The organism is Saccharopolyspora thermophila, assembly GCF_014646075.1.
Lineage (GTDB): Bacteria > Actinomycetota > Actinomycetes > Mycobacteriales > Pseudonocardiaceae > Saccharopolyspora > Saccharopolyspora thermophila.
Genome location: NZ_BMMT01000017.1, coordinates 77,301 through 99,610, shown reverse-complemented (window position 1 = coordinate 99,610; position 22,310 = coordinate 77,301). Strand labels below are relative to the sequence as shown.

At 70.5% G+C, this 22,310-nt stretch carries 19 protein-coding genes; 3 read left to right on the top strand and 16 right to left on the bottom strand.

Translation table 11 applies throughout. From position 1 onward, the window contains the following. Positions 1 to 99 precede the first annotated feature (99 nt). A complete protein-coding gene (locus IEY17_RS20780) occupies positions 100 to 1,320 on the bottom strand; it encodes an MFS transporter (RefSeq protein WP_188990299.1) in 1,221 nt (406 codons plus the stop codon). A 117-nt stretch (positions 1,321 to 1,437) separates the two neighbouring features. Between IEY17_RS20780 and IEY17_RS20775 the strand changes: the two genes are divergently transcribed. Continuing rightward, a complete protein-coding gene (locus IEY17_RS20775; RefSeq protein WP_188990297.1) occupies positions 1,438 to 2,067 on the top strand; it encodes a TetR/AcrR family transcriptional regulator in 630 nt (209 codons plus the stop codon). A gap of 61 nt (positions 2,068 to 2,128) precedes the next feature. On the opposite strand, the gene clpB is transcribed toward IEY17_RS20775, so the two are convergent. From clpB to IEY17_RS20745, 6 genes are all read right to left on the bottom strand, one after another. Then, positions 2,129 to 4,717 (bottom strand): ATP-dependent chaperone ClpB, encoded by a 2,589-nt coding sequence (clpB, locus tag IEY17_RS20770; RefSeq protein WP_188990295.1) that lies wholly within the window; start codon positions 4,715 to 4,717, stop codon positions 2,129 to 2,131. Between the two features lie 147 nt (positions 4,718 to 4,864). Next, complete coding sequence (locus IEY17_RS20765) at positions 4,865 to 5,716, bottom strand: YceI family protein (protein ID WP_188990389.1); 852 nt, start codon at positions 5,714 to 5,716, stop codon at positions 4,865 to 4,867. A gap of 110 nt (positions 5,717 to 5,826) precedes the next feature. After that, the gene (locus tag IEY17_RS20760; protein WP_483407260.1) at positions 5,827 to 8,337 is read right to left on the bottom strand and encodes an MFS transporter; all 2,511 of its coding nucleotides are present in this window, start codon (positions 8,335 to 8,337) and stop codon (positions 5,827 to 5,829) included. A gap of 68 nt (positions 8,338 to 8,405) precedes the next feature. Then, on the bottom strand, positions 8,406 to 8,897 hold the full coding sequence (locus IEY17_RS20755; protein ID WP_188990291.1) for a MarR family winged helix-turn-helix transcriptional regulator: 492 nt from the start codon (positions 8,895 to 8,897) through the stop codon (positions 8,406 to 8,408). Between the two features lie 180 nt (positions 8,898 to 9,077). Then, entirely contained in the window at positions 9,078 to 9,563 is a 486-nt protein-coding gene (locus IEY17_RS20750; RefSeq protein WP_188990289.1) for a MarR family winged helix-turn-helix transcriptional regulator, read from the bottom strand. A gap of 201 nt (positions 9,564 to 9,764) precedes the next feature. Continuing rightward, positions 9,765 to 10,544 carry a pyridoxamine 5'-phosphate oxidase family protein gene (locus tag IEY17_RS20745; RefSeq protein WP_188990287.1) on the bottom strand — a complete coding sequence of 260 codons (780 nt, stop codon included), beginning with the start codon at positions 10,542 to 10,544 and terminating at the stop codon, positions 9,765 to 9,767. Positions 10,545 to 10,845: 301 nt separating this feature from the next. Here IEY17_RS20745 and IEY17_RS20740 point away from each other — a divergent pair, with 301 nt between their 5' ends. Further along, positions 10,846 to 11,949 carry an FAD-binding oxidoreductase gene (locus tag IEY17_RS20740; RefSeq protein ID WP_229680378.1) on the top strand — a complete coding sequence of 368 codons (1,104 nt, stop codon included), beginning with the start codon at positions 10,846 to 10,848 and terminating at the stop codon, positions 11,947 to 11,949. Positions 11,950 to 12,031: 82 nt separating this feature from the next. Here the strand turns inward: IEY17_RS20740 and IEY17_RS20735 are convergent, their stop codons facing one another. From IEY17_RS20735 to IEY17_RS20695, 9 genes are all read right to left on the bottom strand, one after another. Continuing rightward, positions 12,032 to 12,487 carry a heat shock protein transcriptional repressor HspR gene (locus IEY17_RS20735; protein ID WP_308424015.1) on the bottom strand — a complete coding sequence of 152 codons (456 nt, stop codon included), beginning with the start codon at positions 12,485 to 12,487 and terminating at the stop codon, positions 12,032 to 12,034. Positions 12,488 to 12,489: 2 nt separating this feature from the next. Then, complete coding sequence (dnaJ, locus tag IEY17_RS20730; protein WP_188990283.1) at positions 12,490 to 13,653, bottom strand: molecular chaperone DnaJ; 1,164 nt, start codon at positions 13,651 to 13,653, stop codon at positions 12,490 to 12,492. 25 nt (positions 13,654 to 13,678) lie between these two features. Further along, positions 13,679 to 14,353: a nucleotide exchange factor GrpE gene (gene grpE / locus IEY17_RS20725; RefSeq protein ID WP_188990385.1), complete on the bottom strand. Its 675-nt coding sequence runs from the start codon at positions 14,351 to 14,353 to the stop codon at positions 13,679 to 13,681. A 17-nt stretch (positions 14,354 to 14,370) separates the two neighbouring features. Beyond that, positions 14,371 to 16,230: a molecular chaperone DnaK gene (dnaK, locus tag IEY17_RS20720; RefSeq protein ID WP_188990281.1), complete on the bottom strand. Its 1,860-nt coding sequence runs from the start codon at positions 16,228 to 16,230 to the stop codon at positions 14,371 to 14,373. Between the two features lie 222 nt (positions 16,231 to 16,452). Next, a complete protein-coding gene (locus IEY17_RS20715) occupies positions 16,453 to 17,244 on the bottom strand; it encodes a DUF4097 family beta strand repeat-containing protein (RefSeq protein WP_188990279.1) in 792 nt (263 codons plus the stop codon). A 115-nt stretch (positions 17,245 to 17,359) separates the two neighbouring features. After that, positions 17,360 to 18,169 carry a DUF4097 family beta strand repeat-containing protein gene (locus tag IEY17_RS20710; RefSeq protein ID WP_188990277.1) on the bottom strand — a complete coding sequence of 270 codons (810 nt, stop codon included), beginning with the start codon at positions 18,167 to 18,169 and terminating at the stop codon, positions 17,360 to 17,362. A 38-nt stretch (positions 18,170 to 18,207) separates the two neighbouring features. Then, positions 18,208 to 18,846: a TetR/AcrR family transcriptional regulator gene (locus IEY17_RS20705; protein ID WP_188990275.1), complete on the bottom strand. Its 639-nt coding sequence runs from the start codon at positions 18,844 to 18,846 to the stop codon at positions 18,208 to 18,210. Further along, positions 18,843 to 19,166: a DMT family transporter gene (locus IEY17_RS20700; RefSeq protein WP_188990273.1), complete on the bottom strand. Its 324-nt coding sequence runs from the start codon at positions 19,164 to 19,166 to the stop codon at positions 18,843 to 18,845. The genes IEY17_RS20705 and IEY17_RS20700 overlap by 4 nt, the downstream gene beginning before the upstream one ends. A 70-nt stretch (positions 19,167 to 19,236) precedes the next feature. Then, positions 19,237 to 19,665, bottom strand: a complete 429-nt coding sequence (locus tag IEY17_RS20695) for a DUF1707 SHOCT-like domain-containing protein (protein WP_229680372.1) — start codon at positions 19,663 to 19,665, stop codon at positions 19,237 to 19,239. A gap of 385 nt (positions 19,666 to 20,050) precedes the next feature. Here IEY17_RS20695 and IEY17_RS20690 point away from each other — a divergent pair, with 385 nt between their 5' ends. Beyond that, complete coding sequence (locus IEY17_RS20690; protein ID WP_188990271.1) at positions 20,051 to 22,276, top strand: (Fe-S)-binding protein; 2,226 nt, start codon at positions 20,051 to 20,053, stop codon at positions 22,274 to 22,276. Positions 22,277 to 22,310 lie beyond the last annotated feature (34 nt).

The following is a 22,310-nucleotide window of genomic DNA, read 5'->3' as shown; positions in this document are numbered from 1 at the left end:
GGCTTGCCAGGGCCGTTCAGGTGACCACCGCCAGCTCCCGGCCGATCCGCCCCGGACCACGTGACGTTGGAGGCTGGCCTTCCATGGTGTTGGGGCAGTTCAGGGGCGGATGAAGGTGGAGAGCGCCGCGATCGTCGCGAACAGGGCCGCCGTCGCCGCGAAAACCACGGTCGCCGTCGTCAGGCTGAAGACCGTGCTGACGAAGCCGAGAACGACGCTCGGCACCCCCGCCGACAGGTATGCCACCACGTAGATCATCGCCGAGGTGCCCGCGCGGTCCTCCGGCGTCGCCAGGCCCGTCAGCATCCGGAAACCGCCCATGAACATCAGGCCCCAGCCGACGCCCAACACCGCGGACCCGGCGAAGAACACCACCGCGTCGTGGCCGAGTGCCGACGACGCCACCGCAGCCAGTCCGGCGATCATCAGCGGTGCACCGGTGCGGACCGCCCGGTGAGCGGACCACCTCGACAGCACCAGCTGGGCCAGCCCGCCGCAACCGGCCAGCACCGCCACCGCCAGCCCGCCGACGAGGTGGGGGTTGCCGCGCACCAGGTTCTTGGCCACCGACGGCCCCAGCGACATGAACATCCCCCCGACGATCCACGACGCGAGCAGCGTCGTCGCCATCAGCGCGAACGCGGTGCCCTTGCCCGCCGGGACGGTGGGCCGCTGCGGGCGGAGCACGTCGCGCAGCGCGCTGCGGCGCGCGACCGGTTCGGGCATCGCCACCACCGCGGGCACGGCGAGCACGAAACCGAGGACGAGCAGCAGGTAGCTGGTCAGCGTCGGCCCCGGCGCGAACTGCACGAGAGCACCGGCCACCAGCGAGCCGAGCGCCATGCCGATGCTGGCGGCGACCCCGTTGAGCAGCGACCCGCGGTTCGTGCCCGATCGCTGGAAGTCCAGCAGCGCGCCACTGATCGCGCTGGTCGCGACGCCGGTGGCCAGGCCCTGCAACGCACGCCCGACGTACAGCCAGCCGACGCCGGGCGCAGCGGCGAGCACCAGCATCGCGACGATCTCCCCGGCGAGCGCGGCCAGCAGCACCGGGCGGCGGCCGATGTGGTCGGACAGCGAGCCGAACAGCAGCAACGCCAGCAGGATCGCCACCGCGTAGACCGCGAACACCTCGGTCAGCACGGTGTTGGTGAAGTGCCACCGCTGCTGGTAGACGGCATACATCGGGGATGGTGCTGTGGAGGCCATCAGGAACAGCGCGTACACCGCTCCGACGAGCCAGAACGAAGCGGACCGGGACAGGGCGCCGCTGCGCAGCGGTACCCGGCTGCGGGGCTCGACGAGTTCAGTGGTGGTCATGCCCTTCCTCTGCTTCCTCCAGCCGCGGGACCCGCCAGCCCACGCGGAACGGATGATTCCGTTCCACCCAACCCCGCTGCGGAACCAAACATTCCGCGGACCGCGTACCCTGTGGTTATGCCCGCACCGAACAGATCGGCGCGCTACGACGACCAGGTCATCGCCGCAGCTCGCGAGGTGTTCGCCGAGCAGGGGTTCGCGGCGCCGATGTCCGAGGTCGCCAAGCGCGCCGGGGTCGGCGTGGCCAGCGTCTACCGCCGGTACCCGAGCAAGCAGGACCTGGTTGAGCAGGTCCGCATCGCGTCATTCCGGCTGCTCGTCGAGGAGGCCGAGGCCGCGCGGGCGGAGGAGCCGGACCCGTGGCGGGCCCTCGTCCGATTCATGTCCCGGTGCCTGCGGGCGGGCTCCGGGATCGGCACCGTGCTGCCGCCGATGGACGCGCAGCACACCTACTCCGTGGAGTTCCGGGATCTTCAGCAGCGCGTCGCCGAACTCCTCGAGGAGATCGTCGAGGCGGCGCAGCAGGCCGGGCAGCTGCGCCGGGACGTCTCCTGGATGGATGTGTTGATGCTGTTCAAGCACCTCAACCCGAGGCTGCCCACCAGCGAGGCGCGCCGCGCCGAACTCCGCGCCCGCTATCTCGCGCTGGTCCTGCAGGGGTTGCGGGCGGACGGCCCGCCGCTGCCGGGTCCCGGACTGGACCGCGCCGAGTGGCAGGCCCTCTGCGACAACTTCGCCCGGATCTGACCAGCCCACTCCGCCGCCCGAGCCCACCGCGCCGGTGTGTGGCCGGGGTTTGTTTGGCGGGTTAGTTGGTTGCTGGTTCGACGGTGAGGGTGTTGTTGTCGTCCGTGACGTCCACCCGGATCTTGTCGCCCTCGCGGATCTCGCCCGCCAGCAGCTTGCGCGCCAGCTGGTCGCCGATCGCCGACTGCACCAGGCGGCGCAGCGGGCGGGCGCCGTAGACGGGGTCGAAACCGTTGAGCGCCAACCAGTCCCGGGCCGCGGGCTGCACGTCCAGGGTGAGGCGCCGCTGCGCCAACCGCTGCGCCAGCCGGTCCACCTGGATGTCCACGATGGACGTCAGCTCCTCGGTGGACAGCGAGTGGAACACCACCACGTCGTCCAGCCGGTTGAGGAACTCCGGCTTGAAGTGCTGCCGCACCACCGACATGACCGCGTCGTCACGCTGCTGTTCGGTGAGGTTCGGGTCGGCGATCGCCTGCGACCCCAAATTCGAGGTCAGCACCAGGATGGTGTTGCGGAAGTCCACCGTGCGGCCCTGCCCGTCGGTGAGCCGCCCGTCGTCGAGCACCTGCAGCAGCACGTCGAAGACGTCCGAGTGGGCCTTCTCCACCTCGTCGAACAGCACCACCGAGTACGGGCGGCGACGCACCGACTCGGTCAGCTGCCCGCCCTGGTCGTAACCGACGTAGCCGGGCGGCGCGCCGACCAGCCGGGCCACCGAGTGCTTCTCGGCGTACTCGCTCATGTCGATACGGATCATCGCCCGCTCGTCGTCGAACAGGAACTCGGCCAGCGCCTTGGCCAGCTCGGTCTTGCCGACACCGGTCGGGCCGAGGAACAGGAACGAGCCGGTCGGCCGGTCCGGGTCGGCGACCCCGGCGCGGCTCCGGCGCACCGCGTCGGACACCGCCTGCACCGCCTCGGTCTGGCCGACGACGCGGGCACCCAGCGCGTCCTCCATGCGCAGCAGCTTCGCCGTCTCGCCCTCCAGCAGACGGCCGGCCGGGATACCGGTCCAGGAGCTGACCACGTCCGCCACGTCGTCCGCGGTCACCTCCTCCTGCAGCATGGCCTTGTGCTCGGCCTGCGCCGCGGTGGCCGCCTCCAGCTCCTTTTCCAACCGCGGGATCCGGCCGTAGCGCAGCTCCGCGGCCTTGCCCAGGTCGCCGTCGCGCTCGGCGCGCTCGGACTCGCCGCGCAGCTGCTCCAGCTGCGTCTTGAGGTCGCGAACGCGGTCGATGGACTCCTTCTCCTGCTGCCAGCGCGCGGTCAGCTCGGACAGCTTCTCGCGGCGGTCGGCGAGTTCGGCACGCAGCGCCGCCAGCCGCTCCAGGGAGGCCGGATCGTCCTCCTTGGACAGCGCCATCTCCTCGATCTCCAGCCGCCGCACGGCGCGCTCGACCTCGTCGATCTCCACCGGCCGCGAGTCGATCTCCATGCGCAGCCGCGACGCGGCCTCGTCGACCAGGTCGATGGCCTTGTCGGGCAGGAACCGCGCGGTGATGTAGCGGTCGGACAGGGTGGCGGCGGCGACCAGCGCACCGTCGGTGATGCGCACGCCGTGGTGCACCTCGTAGCGCTCCTTGAGCCCGCGCAGGATCGCCACCGTGTCCTCCGGGCTCGGCTCACCGACCAGCACCTGCTGGAACCGGCGTTCCAGGGCGGCGTCGGTCTCGATGTGCTCGCGGTACTCGTCGAGGGTGGTGGCGCCGACCATGCGCAGCTCGCCGCGGGCCAGCATCGGCTTGATCATGTTGCCGGCGTCCATCGCGCCCTCGCCGGTCGCCCCGGCGCCGACGATGGTGTGCAGCTCGTCGATGAAGGTGATGATCTGCCCGGCGGCGTCGGTGATCTCCTTGAGCACCGCCTTCAGCCGCTCCTCGAACTCGCCGCGGTACTTCGCCCCCGCCACCATCGAGCCCAGATCAAGGGCCACCACGCGCTTGCCGCGCAGCGACTCCGGTACGTCCCCGGCCACGATGCGCTGGGCGAGGCCCTCCACGATCGCGGTCTTGCCGACACCCGGCTCGCCGATGAGCACCGGGTTGTTCTTGGTGCGGCGGGACAGCACCTGCACGACGCGGCGGATCTCGGCGTCCCGGCCGATCACCGGGTCGAGTTCGCCCTTGCGGGCGCGCTCGGTCAGGTCCTGGCCGTACTTCTCCAGCGCCTTGTAGGTGCCCTCGGGGTCGGGGCTGGTCACTCGCGCCGACCCGCGGACCCTGGCGAACGCCTCGGTCAGCGTGTCGGGCGTCGCGCCGTGCCTGCGCAGCAGGTCGGCGACCCGTCCGCCCTCGGCGGCGAGCCCCACCAGCAGATGTTCGGTGGAGACGTACTCGTCGCCCATCTCGGTGGCCAGCCGCTGGCTGTGGGACAGCGCCCGGACCGCCTCACGGGACAGCTGCGGCGCGGACACGCTGCTGCCGCTGGCGGCGGGCAGCCCGTTGATGATCTGCTCCAGCTCGCGGCGCACCGCGGTCGGGTCGGCCCCGACCGCGGACAGCAGCGGCGCGGTCAGCCCGTCGCCCTGGGCGAGCAGCGCGCCGAGCAGGTGCGCGGGTTCGACGTCCGGGTTGCCGGCCACCGTGGCGGCCTGCACCGCGGAGGAGATCGCCTGCTGGGTCTTGGTCGTCGGGTTGAACGCGTCCATTCCTCACCTCGTCGCCGGATGACTCGTCCCCGGCATCAGCCTCGTACCCATTGTTACACACAAGGAACGACAGGAAAGTTGAGCGAGTTCCGCTCAAGGCGAAGGAGACAGTGATGTGACCCGACCAGGTGATCTCCGGGAAACCGTCTAGCTTTCGCGGACCGCCTGGATGTCGATCTCGACCTTCAGGGTGGTGCCGATCGCGGCGATGCCCGTCTGCAGAGCCTGGTTGAACGTGATCGCGAAGTCCTCGCGGCGCAGCTGGGTGGTCGCCGTCGCCGAGGCGCGGGTGCCACCCCACGGGTCCGGGCCCACCCCGGCGAACCGGGTGTCCAGCCGCACCGGCCGGGTCACCCCGCACAGCGTCAGCTCCCCGTCGAGGTCCCAGCGATCCCCGCCGCGCGGCCGCAGCCCGGTGGAGTGGAAGGTGATCTCCGGGAATTGCTCCACGTCCAGGAAGTCCGCGCCGCGCAGGTGGTCGTCGCGCATCGCGTTCGCGGTGTCGACGCTGGCCGCCACGATCCGCGCCACCACCTCGGACCGCTCGACCGGGTTGGCGATGTGGACCTCACCGCTGAACTCGTTGAACCGGCCGTGGATGCTGCTGATCCCCAGGTGCTTGGCGGTGACCAGGATCGACGAGTGCACCGGGTCGATGCGCCACAGGCCCGGCGCGGGCAGCTCCGACCCGCCGGCGCGGCGCAGCTCCACCTCTCCGAGGGTCGCGGCGGTCCCCTCGTGTACCAGCGTGGTGCGGGCGACCGGCTCGTGGCCCACGGCCGTGACGATCGCCGTGTACGTGCCCGCCTTCAGGCCGGTGGCCACCACCGATCCCTGCGCGTCGCCCTGCACCCGCGCCACCTGGGTGCCGGTGCCGTCGATGACGGTGAGCACCGCCTCCGGCACCGGCCAGCCGTCGCCGCCGCGCACCGTCGCGGTCACCGCCCCGCCGCCGGCCGCGGCGGTGGGCGTTTCGGCCTGTCGTTGGCCGAGATCCATGTGGAACATCTCCTCCGTGGTTCGTGGGCGCCAGGGCCCACCCGGATGCCGCGGACCGGCCCCGGGGCGGCGGTTCCCGTAGAGCTCGCCAGGGCAGGTCCGGACTCTGGTCAGTCGTTCGGGTAGCCGAGGTCGACGTCGTGGGTGCTGTGCTCCCCGGAGAGCCGCAGCGAACTGGCGACCGGCGGGTACCCGGTGGCGATCACCGTGTACTCCCCGTCGGGCAGGTCGGTGAACGTGTAGGTGCCGTCGATGTCGGTGATGGTCGCGCCGACGACCGCACCGCTGGAGTCCAGCAGCGTGACCCGCGCGTCCGGCACCGCGACGCCCAGGTTCGCCGACCGCACGACACCGCTGAGCTGCGCACCGGACTGCAGCGCGACGTCCAGCACGGCCTGCTCGCCGTCGGTGACGGTGATCGGGTTGGCCACCGGCCGGTAGCCGGGCGCGGTGACGGTCAGCGCGTAGGAGCCGCCGACCAGGTCGGCGAACTCGTAACGGCCGTCCGCCCCGGTCGGCGAGGTGGCGACCACCTCGCCGCGCACGTCGGTGAGCACCACCATCGCCCCGGCGACACCTGAGCCGCCGACGTGCACCAGGCCGGTGAGGCGTCCCGCGCCGAGCAGCTGCACGTCGTGGCGCACCGGCCGGTCCGCGACCACGACCATCGAGGCGGTCGGCTGGTAGCTGCCGCCGGAGGCGATCAGCACGTAGGTGCCGCCGTGGTCGACGCCGAGCCGGAACTGGCCGTCCTGGTCGGTGCGAGCGCGCTCGACCTGGCGGCCGTTGGCGTCGGTGAGCGTGAGCACCACCCCGGAGACCGGGGTGCCGACCGAGTCGTGCACGGTGCCGTGCACGAACAGCCCGTCGCTGTCCGCGGCAGCGTGGTGCCGGGTCGCGTAGCGGCGCGGCCCGACCGGCTCCGACCAGGCCCGGAAGTGTTCATCCACAGAGTTGTCCACAGGTTCGGCGGCCAGTCGCGCGGGTCCCCGCTCGACGCCTCCAACCTGGGCGGAACCGTTCACCGCGGGGCGAGTACCCGCCGAGTTGTCCACAGGACGGGCGGGGTTGTCCACAGCGTCGTCATGCGCGGCCACGGCAGCCGCCTCCCTTTCCTCATGACTGTCGATCGTGCTGCGCAGCGGCGTCTCGCGCAGGAACAGCACCGCCAGCAGGGTCACCACCGAGATGCAGGCGGAGATGAAGAAGATGTCGCCGATCGCGTCACCGTAGGCCGCCCGCACGATGGCCTGCACCGGGGCCGGCAGGTGGGCGACGTCCAGCGAGCCGCCGCCCGTGCCCTGCATGGCCTGCGCCGCACCGGGGAGCTTCGCCAGCCCCGACATGATGTAGTCCTCGACGCGGGCCGCCAGCACCGCACCCAGCACCGAGACGCCCGCCGAACCGCCCAGGGTCCGGAAGAACGTCACCACCGAGGTCACCGAGCCCATGTCCCGGGCGCTGGTGGCGTTCTGCACGGCCAGCACCAGGTTCTGCATCAGCATGCCGACGCCGGCGCCCATCAGGAACAGGTAGCCGCCGACCAGCCACAGGTCCGTCTCGTGGTCCATGGTGCCCAGCAGCCCCATCGCCGCGATCATCACGATCGCGCCGCCCACCAGGAACGGCTTGGTCCTGCCGGTGACGCGGGAGATGACCTGGCCGGACACCGTCGAGGACAGGAACATGCCGATGACCATCGGCAGCGTCATCAGCCCCGCCTCGGTGGGCGTGAAGCTGCGCGAGATCTGGAAGTACTGGCCGAGGAACACCGCGCCGCCGAACATCGCGGTGCCGACCGCGACGGTGCCGATGGTGGCCAGCGTGACGGTGGCGTTGCGGAACATGCCCAGCGGCACGATCGGCTCGGCGACGTTGGCCTCGATGATCACCGCGACGACCAGCGCGAGCAGGCCGCCGCCGACGAAGGCCGCGGTCTCCACCGACCACCAGTCGAACTGCTTGCCGGCCAGCGACACCCACACCAGCAGCAGGCTCACGCCGCCGACCAGGAACAGCGCGCCGAACCAGTCGATCTTGACCGGCCGCTTGATCACCGGCAGCTTCAGCGTGCGGCCCAGCACGACGAAGGCGATCACGGCGATCGGCACGGTCACCCAGAAGCACCAGCGCCAGCCGAGCCAGGAGGTGTCCACGATCAGGCCGCCGACCAGCGGGCCGCTGACCGTGGCGACCGCGAAGGTGGCGCCGATGTAGCCGCTGTAGCGGCCGCGCTCACGCGGCGCGACCATCGCGGCGATCACGACCTGGATCAGGGCCTGCAGACCGCCCATGCCGATGCCCTGCAGGGCGCGGAAGCCGATCAGGGTCTCCATGGACTGCGCGAAGCCGCCGAGCACCGAGCTGACCGTGAAAATCGTGATGGCCAGCTGGTACAGCAGCTTCTTGCTGAACAGGTCGGAAAGCTTTCCCCAGATCGGGGTGGACGCGGTGGAGGTCAGCAGCATCGCCGTGACCACCCAGGTGTACTGGCTCTGGGTGCCGTGCAGGTCTGCGATGATGCGGGGCAGCGCGTTGGAGACGATCGTCGAGCTGAGGATGGCGACCAGCAGCGCCAACATCAGCCCCGACATCGCCTCCATGACCTGGCGGTGCGTCATCGGCGGCGACGCCTCGTCCTGCGCTCCTCGGCTGGCCGGTGCCTCGGGCACCACCTCCGTCGAACTGGTCATCGAGTTCCTTCCCTGGTCCCGGGGCCTGCCGGGCAGATCCCCTCGTTGATCGTGTGGCGGCGGATGTCGTCCATCGCGTCCCCCAGCAACCGGGTCAGTTCGCGTACCTTCGCGTCGTCCCAGCTGGCCAGTGCGCTGGCGATCCACTCCGCCTTGCGGCGTTCGAGCTCGGCGACCGCGCGTTCGCCGTCGGGCGTGGCGCGCAGCAGTGACACCCGCCGGTCCGCGGGGTCGGGGCGGCGGGTGATCAGCCCGGCCTGCTCGAGCTGCCCGAGCTGACGGCTCACCACCGACGCGTCGACGATGCGGTGGTGGGCGAGGTCGGACGCCCGGCATTCGCCGCGGTGCACCAGTTCGGTGAGCAGCCCGGCGGCGGCGTAGGGCACCTGGTCCGCGAAGTGTCCCCGTTGCAGCGCGACCTGCTTGAGCGCCATCAGAGCGCGGAGCGGCCGGAGCAGTTCGCCGCAGGTCTTCAGTGTCGGTCCCATGTCCGAAACCAATCCTTAGTTGCTGCACGCAACTATAAGCCCGGTTAGTTGCACGACGCAACTTGTCGCGGTGTGACGTCCGGAACCGGCACGCGAAAGCTACTGAAGGACGCCTCCGAACAGACGCCCTGTTCACAGGCGCGAGGGGCTCCCCTCACCAAGCGGGTGCGGAGTGCCCCTTCAGCGTGGCCACATCATGGCGTTGAGTTTGCCCAGCAGGCGGGCGAGATCCCTCAGATCCCGCGTCGACCAGCTCGCGAACTGCCCGTGCAGGTGCTTGCGGCGCTCCGCGCGGACCTGCGCCAGCCGCGTCCGGCCCAGCTCGGACAGCTGGATGCGGCGGGCCCGGCCGTCATCCGGGTCCGGCACCCGCTCCAGCAGGTCCAGGTCCACCAGGGTGGCGATCTGGCGGCTCACCGTCGACTTGTCCAGGCCGGTGCGGTCCGCCACGTCCATGCCGCGCAGCGACCCCGCGTCATCGACCATCAGCAGCAGGCTGTACGACGCCGGGTCCAGATCCGGGTGCACGTGCGCCGCGACCGTCGTCGACAGGTTCCGGGCCCGCCGGAACAGCAACACCAGCTCGCGCTCCACGGTTTCCGCCGCGGCCCGCCGGTCGACGCCCTCACCACCGGTCGCGCCCCGCGCCTCGTCCTGCTCGATCACTGCTCTCCCACCCGCGCCTCCACCCGGTCCGGGAGGCACCACGCGCCGGTACCCGCAGGTCCAACGCTAGTCCGTTTCGCCCACTCTAAGCTCCCAGGTTTGCCCAGATCTGGGGGCTTGCCCCGGGGGGCGGGCGCGGGCTCTCCCACATTTCCTTCCCGGGCCAGGCTTCAGGAGGGGCAGGGGCTCCGGCCAGCGGCGTCAGGAGGTGGCGGGCTCGCGGTGCCAGGGGCGCGGCGTGCCCTTGGCGCCGAAGTAGTCACCGCCCTTGCGCCTGCTGTCGTCGGTGCCCCAGCTGCGCTGCCGGTGCACCGGGACCATCCGGGGGATGTGCTTGCGGCAGTGGACGTACGCCTCCTCGACCTGCACCACCACCCAGCGCTCGGGCGTCCGGCCGCGGTCGAACTCCGCCGGCAGCGCCGGGTGGATCGCCCGCATGTCGGCATCCTCGACGATGCGGGCCCGGCCGTTGACGTGCAGACCGATCAGGTCGGTCACGAAGTCCACCAGCAGGATCCCGATGTGCGGGTTCTCACTGATGTTGCCGAGGCTGGCCAGCACGCCGTTACCCCGGTACTCGGGGTAGCACAGGTGGCGGTCGTCGAGAACCTGGATGAACCCGGGCGGACCGGCGCGCAGGCTGGCGTCGCACTCGCCGCGAGTGTCCGAGGTGGCCACGAAGGCCATCTCCATGCGGCCGATGAACTCCTTCATCTCGGCGTTCAGGTGGTCCAGCACCTGCTCGTCGTAGAACCGCCGGGCCCGCTTGTCGGTGCCGAAGGCGCGCTGCAGCAGATGTTCGCCGGCGGAACCGGGCAGCGGGACCGGCCGGTCCTCGCCGAACGGGTCGAGCGGTGGCACCAGCTCGTGGTGCTGGAGCGGGGTGGTGACCCGCCGCGCGGGGGACGGCGGATCGGACAGTTCGAGGGCCAGCAACGCGGCGTCAGCGGTGCCGGTCGGAGTCAGCTGATCGGGGGTCACGCGGCCCACCGTGTCACGCCCTTCTCGTGACTCGGAGCGGTGGATACTGCGTTCGCCCAACGGGGCCATGCATCATCAACGACATGTAGTCAGAAAGCACTCAAGAGTGGCATCAAGGCACACCTGTCACCGAACAGGAGTTAGGGTCCACCATGTGTCGGGGGACGCTTGCAAGTAGCGGTGTGCCTGCCCCGGGTACGACCGCCAACGTGGAGAAGACTGCACCCGAAGCATGACAGCGAACGCCGTACCGATCCCCGAACCCCCGAACCGCGAGCCGACGCCCTCCGGTGTGAGCAGGATGGTTCGCCTGATCCGCGAGAGCTACGCCGTGGTGGAGCCACACGCCGACGAGGTGGCGAAGTACTTCTACGGGATGCTCTTCAGCCTCTGCCCCTCCACTCGCGAGCTCTTCGCGGTGAACATGGAAGTGCAGCGCAGCCGCCTGCTGCGGGCACTGGTGCATGTGATCCAGATGGTCGACAAGCCCGACGAGCTGCTGCCGTTCCTGCACCAGCTCGGCCGCGACCACCGCAAGTTCGGCGTGGTGACCGAACACTACGAGGCGGTGGGCACCGCGCTGCTCGCCGCGATCAAGAAGTACGCGGGTGACGCCTGGACCGACCAGGTCGAGCGCGCCTGGGCGGAGGCATACACCGTGATGGCCTCGGCGATGACCGAGGCGGCCGCCGCCGACGACGGCCCCGCCTGGTACAACGGCGAGGTCATCCACCACGAACGGCTCAGCTGGGACGTGGCGGTGATCCGGGTCCAGCCCGACCACCCGGTGCCGTACCTGCCCGGGCAGTACGTGAGCGTGGAGGTGCCGCAGCGGCCCAGGCTGTGGCGCTACCTGACCCCGGCCAACGCGCCCGCGGACGACGGGATCATGGAGTTCCACGTGCGGGCCGTGGAGGGCGGTTGGGTCAGCCGTGCGCTGGTCGGCCACGCCCGGCCCGGCGACCAGTGGCGGATCGGTTCGCCCATGGGCCGGTTGACCGTGGACCGGGAGACCTCCCCGGACGTGCTCATGATCGCCGGCGGCACCGGGGTCGCCCCGATGCACGCGATCATCGACGAGCTGGCCCAGTACGGGGACAACCCGCGCGTGCAGCTGTTCTACGGCGGCCGGACCCGCGAGGACCTCTACGACCTGGAGAACCTCCAGCGGATCGCGATGAGCAACCCGTGGCTGACGATCACGCCGGTCCTGGAGAACGAGCCCGAGGTGTCGGGCGCCGAGCACGGCACCCTCGCCGAGGTGGTCACCCGCTACGGCGCGTGGCGGGACTGGGACGTGCTGGTGAGCGGCTCCCCGGCGATGATCCGGGCCACGGTCTCCCGCATGCTCGTCGCGGGCACGCCGCTGGATCACATCCGCTACGACCCGTTCACCCTGGACTGACGCTGTCCGGACCCAGCGAAGCTCGCGGTGCCAGGTGGCCGGGGCGAACAAGACGGAAGACGCCGCTGACTGTCGGCGTCTCTTACCTGCGCTTGCGGTCGGGTTTCCAGACGACCAGTGCTGTTTCCTGCCGAACCGGCACCAGGTCCCGGCGGTAGGAGGCGTGGATGCGGGCCGCCGCCTGCTCGGCCGCGGCGTGCGCCGCCGCCACCTCCTCGGTGAGCTCCTGGACCTTCGCGCGCAGCGCATCGACCTCGTTCTCCAACTCGATGATGCGCTTGATGCCCGCCAGGTTGACGCCCTCCTCCTGCGACAGCCGCTGCACCTCACGGAGCAGGGCGATGTCGCGCAGCGAGTAACGCCGACCGCCCGCCGGAGTTCGCCCGGGCGAGACCAGGCCGAGCCGGTCGTAGCTGCGCAGCGTCTGCGCGTGCAGACCGGAGAGCTGGGCGGCGACCGAGATCACGAACATCGGCGTGTCCTCGTTGGCCCCGGGCGGGAACCCGAAGCCAGGCTCGGATGTACGGCGACCGGCCATGATTACCTCCCGAGCAGCTCGTTCAGCTCGCGTCGCGGATCGTGGTCGGCGGTCGCCCTCGCGTAGTCCGCCAGCGCCTCGGCCGCCTTGCCGTCCAACTTGGACGGAACTGCGACCTGAAGCGTCACCAGCAGATCCCCACTGCTGCCGTCCTTCTTGCCCACGCCCCTGCCGCGCACCCGGAAGGTGCGGCCGCTGCTGGTCCCGGCCGGGACCTTGAGCGTGACCTTTCCGTCCAGGGTCGGCACGGTCAACGTAGTGCCCAGCGCGAGTTCGGGGAAGGTCACCGGCACCGTGATCGTCAGATCATCACCGGAACGTCCGAACACCCGGTGCGGGCTGACGTGCACCACCACGTACAGGTCACCGGCCGCGGCGCCGTGCCGCCCCGGTTCGCCCTGGCCGGCCAGCCTGATCCGCTGCCCGTCGGACACCCCGGCCGGGATGCGCACGGTCAGTGTCCGGCTGCGGGTGCTGACCCCCTCACCCCGGCAGTCCGGGCACGGCGAGTCGATCAGCGACCCTCGCCCCCGGCAGTCCGGGCACGGCTCGCTGAACGCGAACGCCCCCTGGTTGCGGGTCACCAGACCCGACCCGGCGCAGGTGGGGCAGGTGCGCGGCCGGGTGCCCGGCCGGGCACCCGAACCGCGGCAGGTCGCGCAGGTCGCCGGGCTGGACAGCCGCAGCGGGACGGTGGCTCCGCGCACCGACTCGGTGAAGTCGATGCGGACCTCGGTCTCGACGTCGGCGCCGCGCCGCGGCCGGTTGGCCGTGCCGGTGGCACCGGGTCGCCGGTTGCCGAACAGGCCCCCGAACAGATCGCCGAGGCCACCGACGCCCTGGGAACCGCCGAACAGGTCGCCGAGGTCGAAGCCCCCCGGCCCGCCGAAACCGCCGAAACCGCCGCCCTGGCCGCCGAACGCGCCCGACCCGAACAGCCGGCGGGCCTCGTCGTACTGCTTGCGCTTCTCCGGGTCGGAGAGCACCCCGTACGCCTCGGAGACGGCCTTGAACTTGGCCTCGGCCTGGGCGTTGCCGGGGTTGGCGTCGGGGTGGTTCTCCCGCGCCAGCTTCCGGTATGCCTTCTTGATCTCGTCGGCCGAGGCGTCGGAGGAGACGCCCAGTTCGGCGTAGAAATCCTTCTCAATCCATTCCCGAGCACTCACCGGACGTCCCTCCCTTCGCTGCTGATCAATCCTGCTCGGCCTGGTTCTCGTCGGCCGCGGCGGCCGGCTCGTGGTCGGTCACCGCGACCATTGCCGGGCGCAGCACCCGGTCGGCGAATCTGTAGCCGCGGCGCAGCACGGTGGTCACGGTCGGGCCCGACACGTCGGGGGAGGTGCTGTGCTGCACCGCCTCGTGCACCGACGGGTCGAACTCGTCGCCCTCCTGACCGAATGCCTCCAGCCCGGCCGAGTTGAGCGTCGCGATCAGCTTGTCCGCGACGGCCTTGAACGCCCCGTTGAGGTCGCCGTGGGCCTCGGCACGCTCCAGATCGTCGAGCACCGTCAGCAGGTCACTGGCCACCGATGCCTTCGCCGCGACGATCACCGCCTCGCGGTCGCGTTCCACCCGCTTGCGGTAGTTCGCGTACTCGGCGGTGACCCGCTTGAGGTCCTCGGTGAGCTCGTCGACCTTCTGCTGCAGCCCGGCCGACGCCGCACCGGCCGGCTGTTCCTGCTCGGCCGCCGCCGCGGCCTGCTCGGAGCCGTCGACCAGTTCGTCGTCGAGCGTGCCGGACATGCTTTCGGCCACCTGCGCCTCTTCTCCGCTCGGAGCAGGAGTCCGGCGCTGACCGGTCACCGGGTCGATGCGCCGGCGGTCCCGGACCACCACCGGCTCCTGCTCACCTTCGTTGCGCGACATTTCCGGCCTGTCCGAAGTCACTTCTTCTTCTCGTCCTCGTCGTCGACGATCTCGGCGTCCACCACGTCGTCGGCACCGGCCTTGGCGGAGCCGCTGTCACCGGCCGCGCCCGAACCGGCACCGGCGGCGTTCGCGCCCGCGTCGGCGTACAGGGCCTGGCCCAGCGCCTGGGACTCGGTGGCCAGCTTCTCCACCGCGGCGGAGATCGCGGCCACGTCGCTGCCCTTGAGCGCCTCGTTGACCTCGTCGATCGCGGACTTGACCTTGTCCTTGACCTCCGACGGCAGCTTCTCGTCGTTGTCCTTGAGCACCTTCTCCGTCTGGTAGACCAGCGTCTCGGCCTGGTTGCGGGCCTCGGCCTCCTCGCGGCGCTTCTTGTCCTCCTCCGCGTGGGCCTCAGCGTCCTTGATCATCCGCTCGATGTCCTCCTTCGGCAGCGCGGAGCCGCCGGTGATGGTCATCGACTGCTCCTTGCCGGTGCCGAGGTCCTTGGCGGAGACGTGCACGATGCCGTTGGCGTCGATGTCGAAGGTGACCTCGATCTGCGGCACACCGCGCGGGGCCGGCGGGATGCCGGTCAGCTCGAACATGCCGAGCTTCTTGTTGTGCGCGGCGATCTCGCGCTCACCCTGGAACACCTGGATCTGCACCGACGGCTGGTTGTCGTCGGCGGTGGTGAAGGTCTCCGAGCGCTTGGTCGGGATCGTGGTGTTGCGCTCGATCAGCTTGGTCATGATGCCGCCCTTGGTCTCGATGCCCAGGGACAGCGGGGTGACGTCGAGCAGCAGGACGTCCTTGACCTCACCACGCAGCACACCGGCCTGCAGGCTGGCGCCGACGGCCACGACCTCGTCGGGGTTGACGCCCTTGTTCGGCTCGCGACCACCGGTCAGGTCCTTGACCAGGTCGGTGACCGCGGGCATGCGGGTGGAGCCGCCGACCAGCACCACGTGGTCGATGTCGTCGACCTTGATGCCGGCGTCGCGGATGACGGCCTCGAACGGCTTGCGGCAGCGCTCCAGCAGGTCGGAGGTGATGCGCTGGAACTCGGCCCGGGTCAGCGTCTCGTCCAGGAACAGCGGGTTCTTGTCGGCGTCGACGGTGATGTAGGGCAGGTTGATGTTCGCGGTGGAGGAGCTGGACAGCTCGATCTTGGCCTTCTCCGCGGCTTCCTTGATCCGCTGCATGGCCATCCGGTCCTTGGTCAGGTCGATGCCCGACGAGGACTTGAACTTCTCGACCAGCCACTCGACGATGCGCTCGTCCCAGTCGTCACCGCCGAGGTGGTTGTCACCGCTGGTGGCCCGCACCTCGACGACGCCCTCGCCGATCTCCAGCAGCGACACGTCGAAGGTACCGCCACCGAGGTCGAACACCAGGATGGTCTGCTCCTTCTCGCCCTTGTCCAAACCGTAGGCCAGGGCCGCGGCGGTCGGCTCGTTGACGATGCGCAGCACGTTCAGGCCGGCGATCTGCCCGGCCTCCTTGGTGGCCTGCCGCTGGGCGTCCTCGAAGTACGCCGGGACGGTGATCACCGCGTCGGTGACCTCCTCGCCCAGGTACGCCTCGGCGTCCCGCTTGAGCTTCATCAGCACGCGGGCGCTGATCTCCTGCGGGGTGTAGGACTTGTCGTCGATCTGCTTCTTCCAGTCGGTGCCCATGTGCCGCTTGACCGACCGGATGGTGCGGTCGACGTTGGTGACCGCCTGGTTCTTCGCCGGCTGTCCGGTGAGAATCTCGCCGTTCTTCGCGAAGGCCACGATGGACGGCGTGGTCCGCGAGCCCTCGGAGTTGGCGATCACCGTCGGTTCACCGCCCTCCAGGACGGAAACGACGGAGTTGGTCGTCCCCAGGTCGATACCGACCGCTCGCGCCATGCTGGATTCCTCCCGACTTGTCGCCCGTGCGCCCAACCGCCGTCGAGGCGCTTGAGCCTTGCTCACTCAAGTTTTACCCATCGCGCGTCACCAACGTCAAACGGGTTGAGCGCGACTCACTCAAGCTTTCTGCCAGCAGAACGGTTGACCTGCGTCGGGAGTTCCCGGCGTGATGCGGCCGACAGGTGGGCCGGCCGCCATGTCGAGGTGGGCGACCGGGGTTCAGACGCCGCGGACCCGGATGTCCCCGCTGCCGGTCGACAGCTTCAGGTGCCGCGGCGACTGCGGGTCCTCAGCCACGTCGACGTTCACGTCGCCGGCGCCACTGTCGGAGTCGACGCGGTAGCTCTCCGCGGGCACCGTGAGCTCGATGTCCCCGCTGCCGGTGGTCAGCTCGGCCGAGGTGGGCGCGGTGGTCATCCGCAGGTCGATGCTGCCCGCGTCGGTGTCGAGCACCAGGTCCGCGGCGGACAGCCCGCGGCCCTCGATATCGCCGCTGCCGGTGGTGGCGTCGACCTCGCCGGTGAGCCGGTCGAGGATGATCGACCCGGACCCGGTGCGCACGTCCACCGGCCCGTCGACCTGCGCCACCTCGATCTCGCCGGAGCCGACCTCGGCGCGCACCTCCCGCATGCCGACCACGTGCAGCGAGCCGGCGCCGAGGTCACCGGTCACCGGGACCGGTACGGGCAGCGTGACCTCGTAGTCCACACTGCAGTTCCAGCCGCAGTCGGCGTCCAGCACCAGCGCACCGTCCTCGACCCGGTGCTCGACCGCGTCACCGCCGCCCCAGAACGCGGCACCCCAGCGGTGCACGCGCTGCACGACCTGGCCGCGCGCGCCCGGCACGTAGCGCACCTGGACGTCACCGGAGCCGTCGACGAGTTCGACGCGGTCGATGCCGTCCAGGGCGGTGGTGCGTTCCTCGGCGGTCGCCAGCGGCCCCCAGGTCAGCGCCACTCCCCCCAGCAGCACCAGCACCGCCCCGCCCACCGCGAGCCCTACCCGACCCATCGTCGGTTCCCCCTGTCCACCCGATGTTCGCGAGCAACGTTACGCGCGTGATCATCGCCGAACATCGGGGACACCCCTGAAGCAACCCGGAATGCACGGGGTGCGCCGGAGGGTCTCACCCCGCGTGGACCCTGATGCTCCCGGTACCGGTGCTGAGCTTCAGCAGGCGCGGCGAGGCCGGGTCCTGCGCGACGTCGATCTCGGCCTCGCCGACGCCGGTGTCGGTCTCGACGCGGTAGGTGCCCTGCGGGACCGTGAGGTCGATGCCGCCGGTGCCGGACTCGGCCTGGACCGACTGCGGCGCGATGAGGTGCAGCGCGATGTCACCGGCCGAGGTTGTCGCGACGACCTCGCCGCCGCGCAGGTCGCGGCCCTCGACCTCGCCGCTGCCGGTCTCCGCGGACACCTTCCCGCCGACGTCGTCGAGGGTGATGCCGCCGGCGCCGGTGCGGACCTCGACCGGTCCCGGGACGTGGCGGGCCGCGATGTCACCGGAACCGACCCCGACCCGGACGGACGCCACGTCGGTGGCGTCCAGCGAGCCCGCGCCGAGGTCGCCGTCGACCGGCACCTGGTCGGGCAGCGACACGGTGAAGTCGACGCTGCAGTTCTGGCCGCACTCGGTGTCCAGCACCAACGTCCCGCCCTCGACCCGGTGGTACAGCTTGTCGGTGCGGGCGTCCGAGCCGTCCCAGATCCGCACGCGCTGCTCCACCCGGCCGGTGCCGCCCGGTTCACGGCGGATCGAGACACCCCCGGCGCCCGGCAGCAGCCGGACCGCCGTGATGCCCTCGACCTGGCTGGTACGCGCGTGCCCGGGGCCACCGCCCGGCCCACCTCCGGGGCCGCCGTCGCCGGTTCCGCAGCCCAGCACCGCGCCCCCGACCAGCAGCAGCGCGGCACCGGCGAGCCCCACCCGGACCATCTCCGCCCCCGAACGTCGTCTGTGTCCCGGGGCCGAAGCTACGCCTGGGCCCCGCCCGGGACATCCGGGAACACGCCGCGTTCGCGCAGGTAGTCCACCGGTTGCATGACGTAGCGCAGGGTGTGTTCAAGCTCGTCGGCGGTGGGCGGTTCGTCGGCGATCAGGGCCTGCATGAGCAGGCCGTCGAGCACCGCGAACAGCGCCCGGACGGCGGGCGGGTCACCGCCTTTGCCGTCGTTGACATACCCGGAGGCGATCTCGATCCAGCGGCGGGCCGCCGGGCGCAGCGCCGGCCGCCGGGCCGCCAGCAGGTACAGCTCGTACTCGCCGATGGTGCGTTCGCGGTGCTCACGAACCATCTCGGCGAGCACTTCGGCGACCGCCCGGGGCCATTCGGCGTGGTGCCGGACCCGTTCGCGCAGCGCGTCCATGTCGGCGGCGAACGCGTCGCAGCTCTCCAGCAGGGTCGCCACCAGCAGGTCGTCGATCCCGTCGAAGTAGTAGGAGATCGAGGCGGGCGGCACCCCGGCCTCGCGGGCGATGTTGCGGTGGCTGACCGCGGCGACGCCGTCGCGGGCGATGACCCGCAGCGTGGCGTCGATGATCGCCCGGCGGCGGCGCTCGCCCTTGATCCGCCTGCCGTCGGTCTCCTCGGCGTCGCGCCGCGCGGGGCTCAATGGCTGCCTCCCAGTTCGAGCGCGAGAACACCGCCGATGATCAGCGCGATTCCACCGATCTGCACCGCGGTGATCGATTCGCCGAGGAACACCGCGCCGATGATCGCCACCAGGGCGACCCCGACCCCGGCCCAGACGGCGTAGACGACGCCGACCGGCAGGCCGAGCCTGAGCACCGCGGACAGGGAGCTGAACGCCACGAGGTACCCGACCACGACCAGGACCGACGGAACGGTCCTGCTGAAGCCCGCGGAGAGCTTCAACGACACGGTGGCGAGCACCTCGCTCAGGATCGCCACGACCAGGTACACGTACGCCACGGAGCCTCCCGCGAAGAAAACTTGGACGATCGCCCTACTTTGCGAGTCTACGTGGCGGATCTCCGGTGGATCAGTCGTCGCCCTCGCGGTCCTTCTTGCTCGGGAAGATCATGTATGAGACGTTGATCACAGCCCAGATGCCCATCGGGATGAGCGGCCAGAAGAAGTGGAGTTCGCCGGACGCGATCGAGGTGACCAGCCAGATCCCGCTGAGGATGACGGCGGTGCCGGCCCAGTCGCGCCACTCCTTGATCAGGTTGCGCTTGTCGCGCTCGCGCCGGACGACCTCGGCCGGCTTCTTCGGCGGCACCGGTTCGGGCAGGTCGGCGGTGAGCGGCGCAAGCTCGCCGAACGTCGTCGCCGCGTAGGCACGCCGCAGTCGTTCGTCGTACTCGGCGAGGCTCAGCCGGCCCTCGTCCATGGCCACCCGCAGCCGTTCCGCGACCGCTTCCCGGTCGGCGTCGGCCGCCCGCATCGCCGCCCTGTCCGGCTCGGACATCCCAGCACCCCCTTGCTCGCGAACGGCATCGTCGAACGCACCGTTCGGCCGAACGAATATGTGGCGAACATCGCACTGGCGAGCCCGATCGTTCCGCGATTCGGGAACGGCCGTGCGGCGACCGCCCCGACTCCGCCGTTGCGACACCGCGCACGCCCAACAGGAACAACCGCCGGAAAACCCGGCAACACGGGCACGTCCACCCCGGTCCCGCCAGGCCCAGCCTAGCGCAGAAACCTGTACAAATGCACAACTAGTTTTTCGCCCGGCGGTCTCGCAGAATCACCGACTGTTCCCGACACGGGGCCCGCCCCTATGGTTACCGGTCGGTAATAGGGCGTACGCTCCCCAAACACGGACAAACCTCGAACAGGAGGCCGCGAGCATGGGTGCCCTGCAGCTCGTCCTGGGCCTGATCTGTCTCGCCGTGACGGCGGTCGCGGTGGTGATGGTCGTCAGGACGGTCCGGCGGATGGTGTCGTCCATCCGGCTCGGACAACCGGACCCGACCCGGAAAGGCCCGTTCGGCGCCCGTTTCGGGAACATGGTCAGGGAGGTCCTCGGCCACACCCGGATGCTGAAGTGGGGCCACGTGGGTGTGGCGCACTGGCTGGTGATGGTCGGCTTCGGCGGCCTGAGCCTGACCGTGCTGGAGGCGTACTTCGAGGTCTTCGACCCCGCGTTCGGGTTCCCGTGGATCAGCGGGTTCGGCCCGTGGAACGTACTGGTGGAGATCCTCGGCCTGGGCACCATCCTGGGCGGCCTGTGGCTGATCGGGGTGCGCCAGCTCAACCACCCGCGCCGGGCCGGGCGGGTGTCGCGGTTCGCGGGCTCGAACTTCTGGCAGGCGTACTTCGTCGAGGCCGTCGTGGTGCTCGAGGGCGTGGGCATCATGGGCCTGCGCGCGTTCAAGACATCCTCGGGGCTGTTCCACGCCCCGGTGTGGTCCGCGCCGATCAGCCACGCGCTGGGCACGGTCCTGCCCGCCAGCACCGCAGCGGTGTCGGTGTTCGCCACGTTCAAGGTGCTGTCGGCGATGATCTGGGTGATCGTGATCGCCTCGAACATCACGATGGGCGTGGCCTGGCACCGGTTCACCGCGTTCTTCAACATCTACTTCAAGCGCGAGGCCGACGGCGGCGTGGCGCTGGGCGCGCTCAAGCCGATGATGAGCGGCGGCAAGCCGCTGGACTTCGAGGAGGCCGACCCGGACACCGACGTGTTCGGCGCGGGCAAGGTCGAGGACTTCTCCTGGAAGGGCTGGCTGGACTTCACCACCTGCACCGAGTGCGGTCGCTGCCAGTCCCAGTGCCCCGCGTGGAACACCGGCAAGCCGCTGTCGCCGAAGCTGGTGATCACCTCGCTGCGTGAGCACGCCTACGCCAAGGCCCCGTACCTGCTGGCCGGGGGCCGCAAGGACATGGCCGGGGACGAGGTCGGCATCACCGGTGACGACGCCGAGGCGCGGCTGGCCAAGATCGACGCCCTGGCCCTGGCCGAGGCGGAGCGGCCGCTGATCGGCGGGCCGGAGGAGATGGGCGTCATCGACCCCGACGTGCTGTGGTCGTGCACCTCGTGCGGCGCCTGCGTGGAGCAGTGCCCGGTGGACATCGAGCACGTCGACCACATCGTCGACATGCGCCGCTACCAGGTGATGATCGAGTCGAACTTCCCGACCGAGCTGGGCGGGATGTTCAAGAACCTGGAGAACAAGGGCAACCCGTGGGGCCAGAACGCCAAGGACCGGCTGGCCTGGACCGAGGACCTCGACTTCGAGGTCCCGGTGTTCGACGGCGAGCTGGCCGACGACGTGGAGTACCTGTTCTGGGTCGGCTGCGCCGGTGCCTTCGAGGACCGCGCCAAGAAGACCACCCAGGCGGTGGCGGAACTGCTGCACATGGCGGGTGTGAAGTACGTGGTGCTGGGCCCGGAGGAGACCTGCACCGGTGACCCGGCGCGCCGCGCGGGCAACGAGTTCATCTTCCAGATGCTGGCCCAGCAGAACGTCGAGGTCCTCAACACGGTCTTCGAGGGCCGCGAGCGCGGCAGGCGCAAGATCGTGGCGACCTGCGCGCACTGCTTCAACAGCCTGGCCAACGAGTACTCCCAGCTCGGCGGCGACTACGAGGTGGTGCACCACACCCAGCTGCTGAACAGGCTGGTTCGTGAGAAGCGCCTGATCCCGGTCGCCCCGGTCGCCGAGGACGTGACCTACCACGACCCCTGCTACCTGGGCCGCCACAACAAGGTCTACACGCCCCCGCGCGACCTGGTCGGCGCCTCCGGAGCGACGTTCCGCGAGATGCCCCGCCACGCGGACCGCTCGATGTGCTGCGGCGCCGGCGGTGCCCGCATGTGGATGGAGGAGCGCATCGGCAAGCGCATCAATCTCGAGCGCGTGGACGAGGCCCTGGGCACGGCCCCGACGAAGATCGCCACGGGCTGCCCGTTCTGCAAGGTGATGCTCTCCGACGGCCTCACGGCCCGCCAGAGCGAGAAGGTCGCCTCGGAGTCGGTCGAGGTCGTCGATGTGGCGCAGTTGCTCCTCTCGGCGGTCAAGCGAGGCGAGAAGACCCAGGACGCGGTGGACCCGGCCTCCACCACCAGCTGACACCGGGAGCTCGCGAGGGCGCCTACCCCGGAGG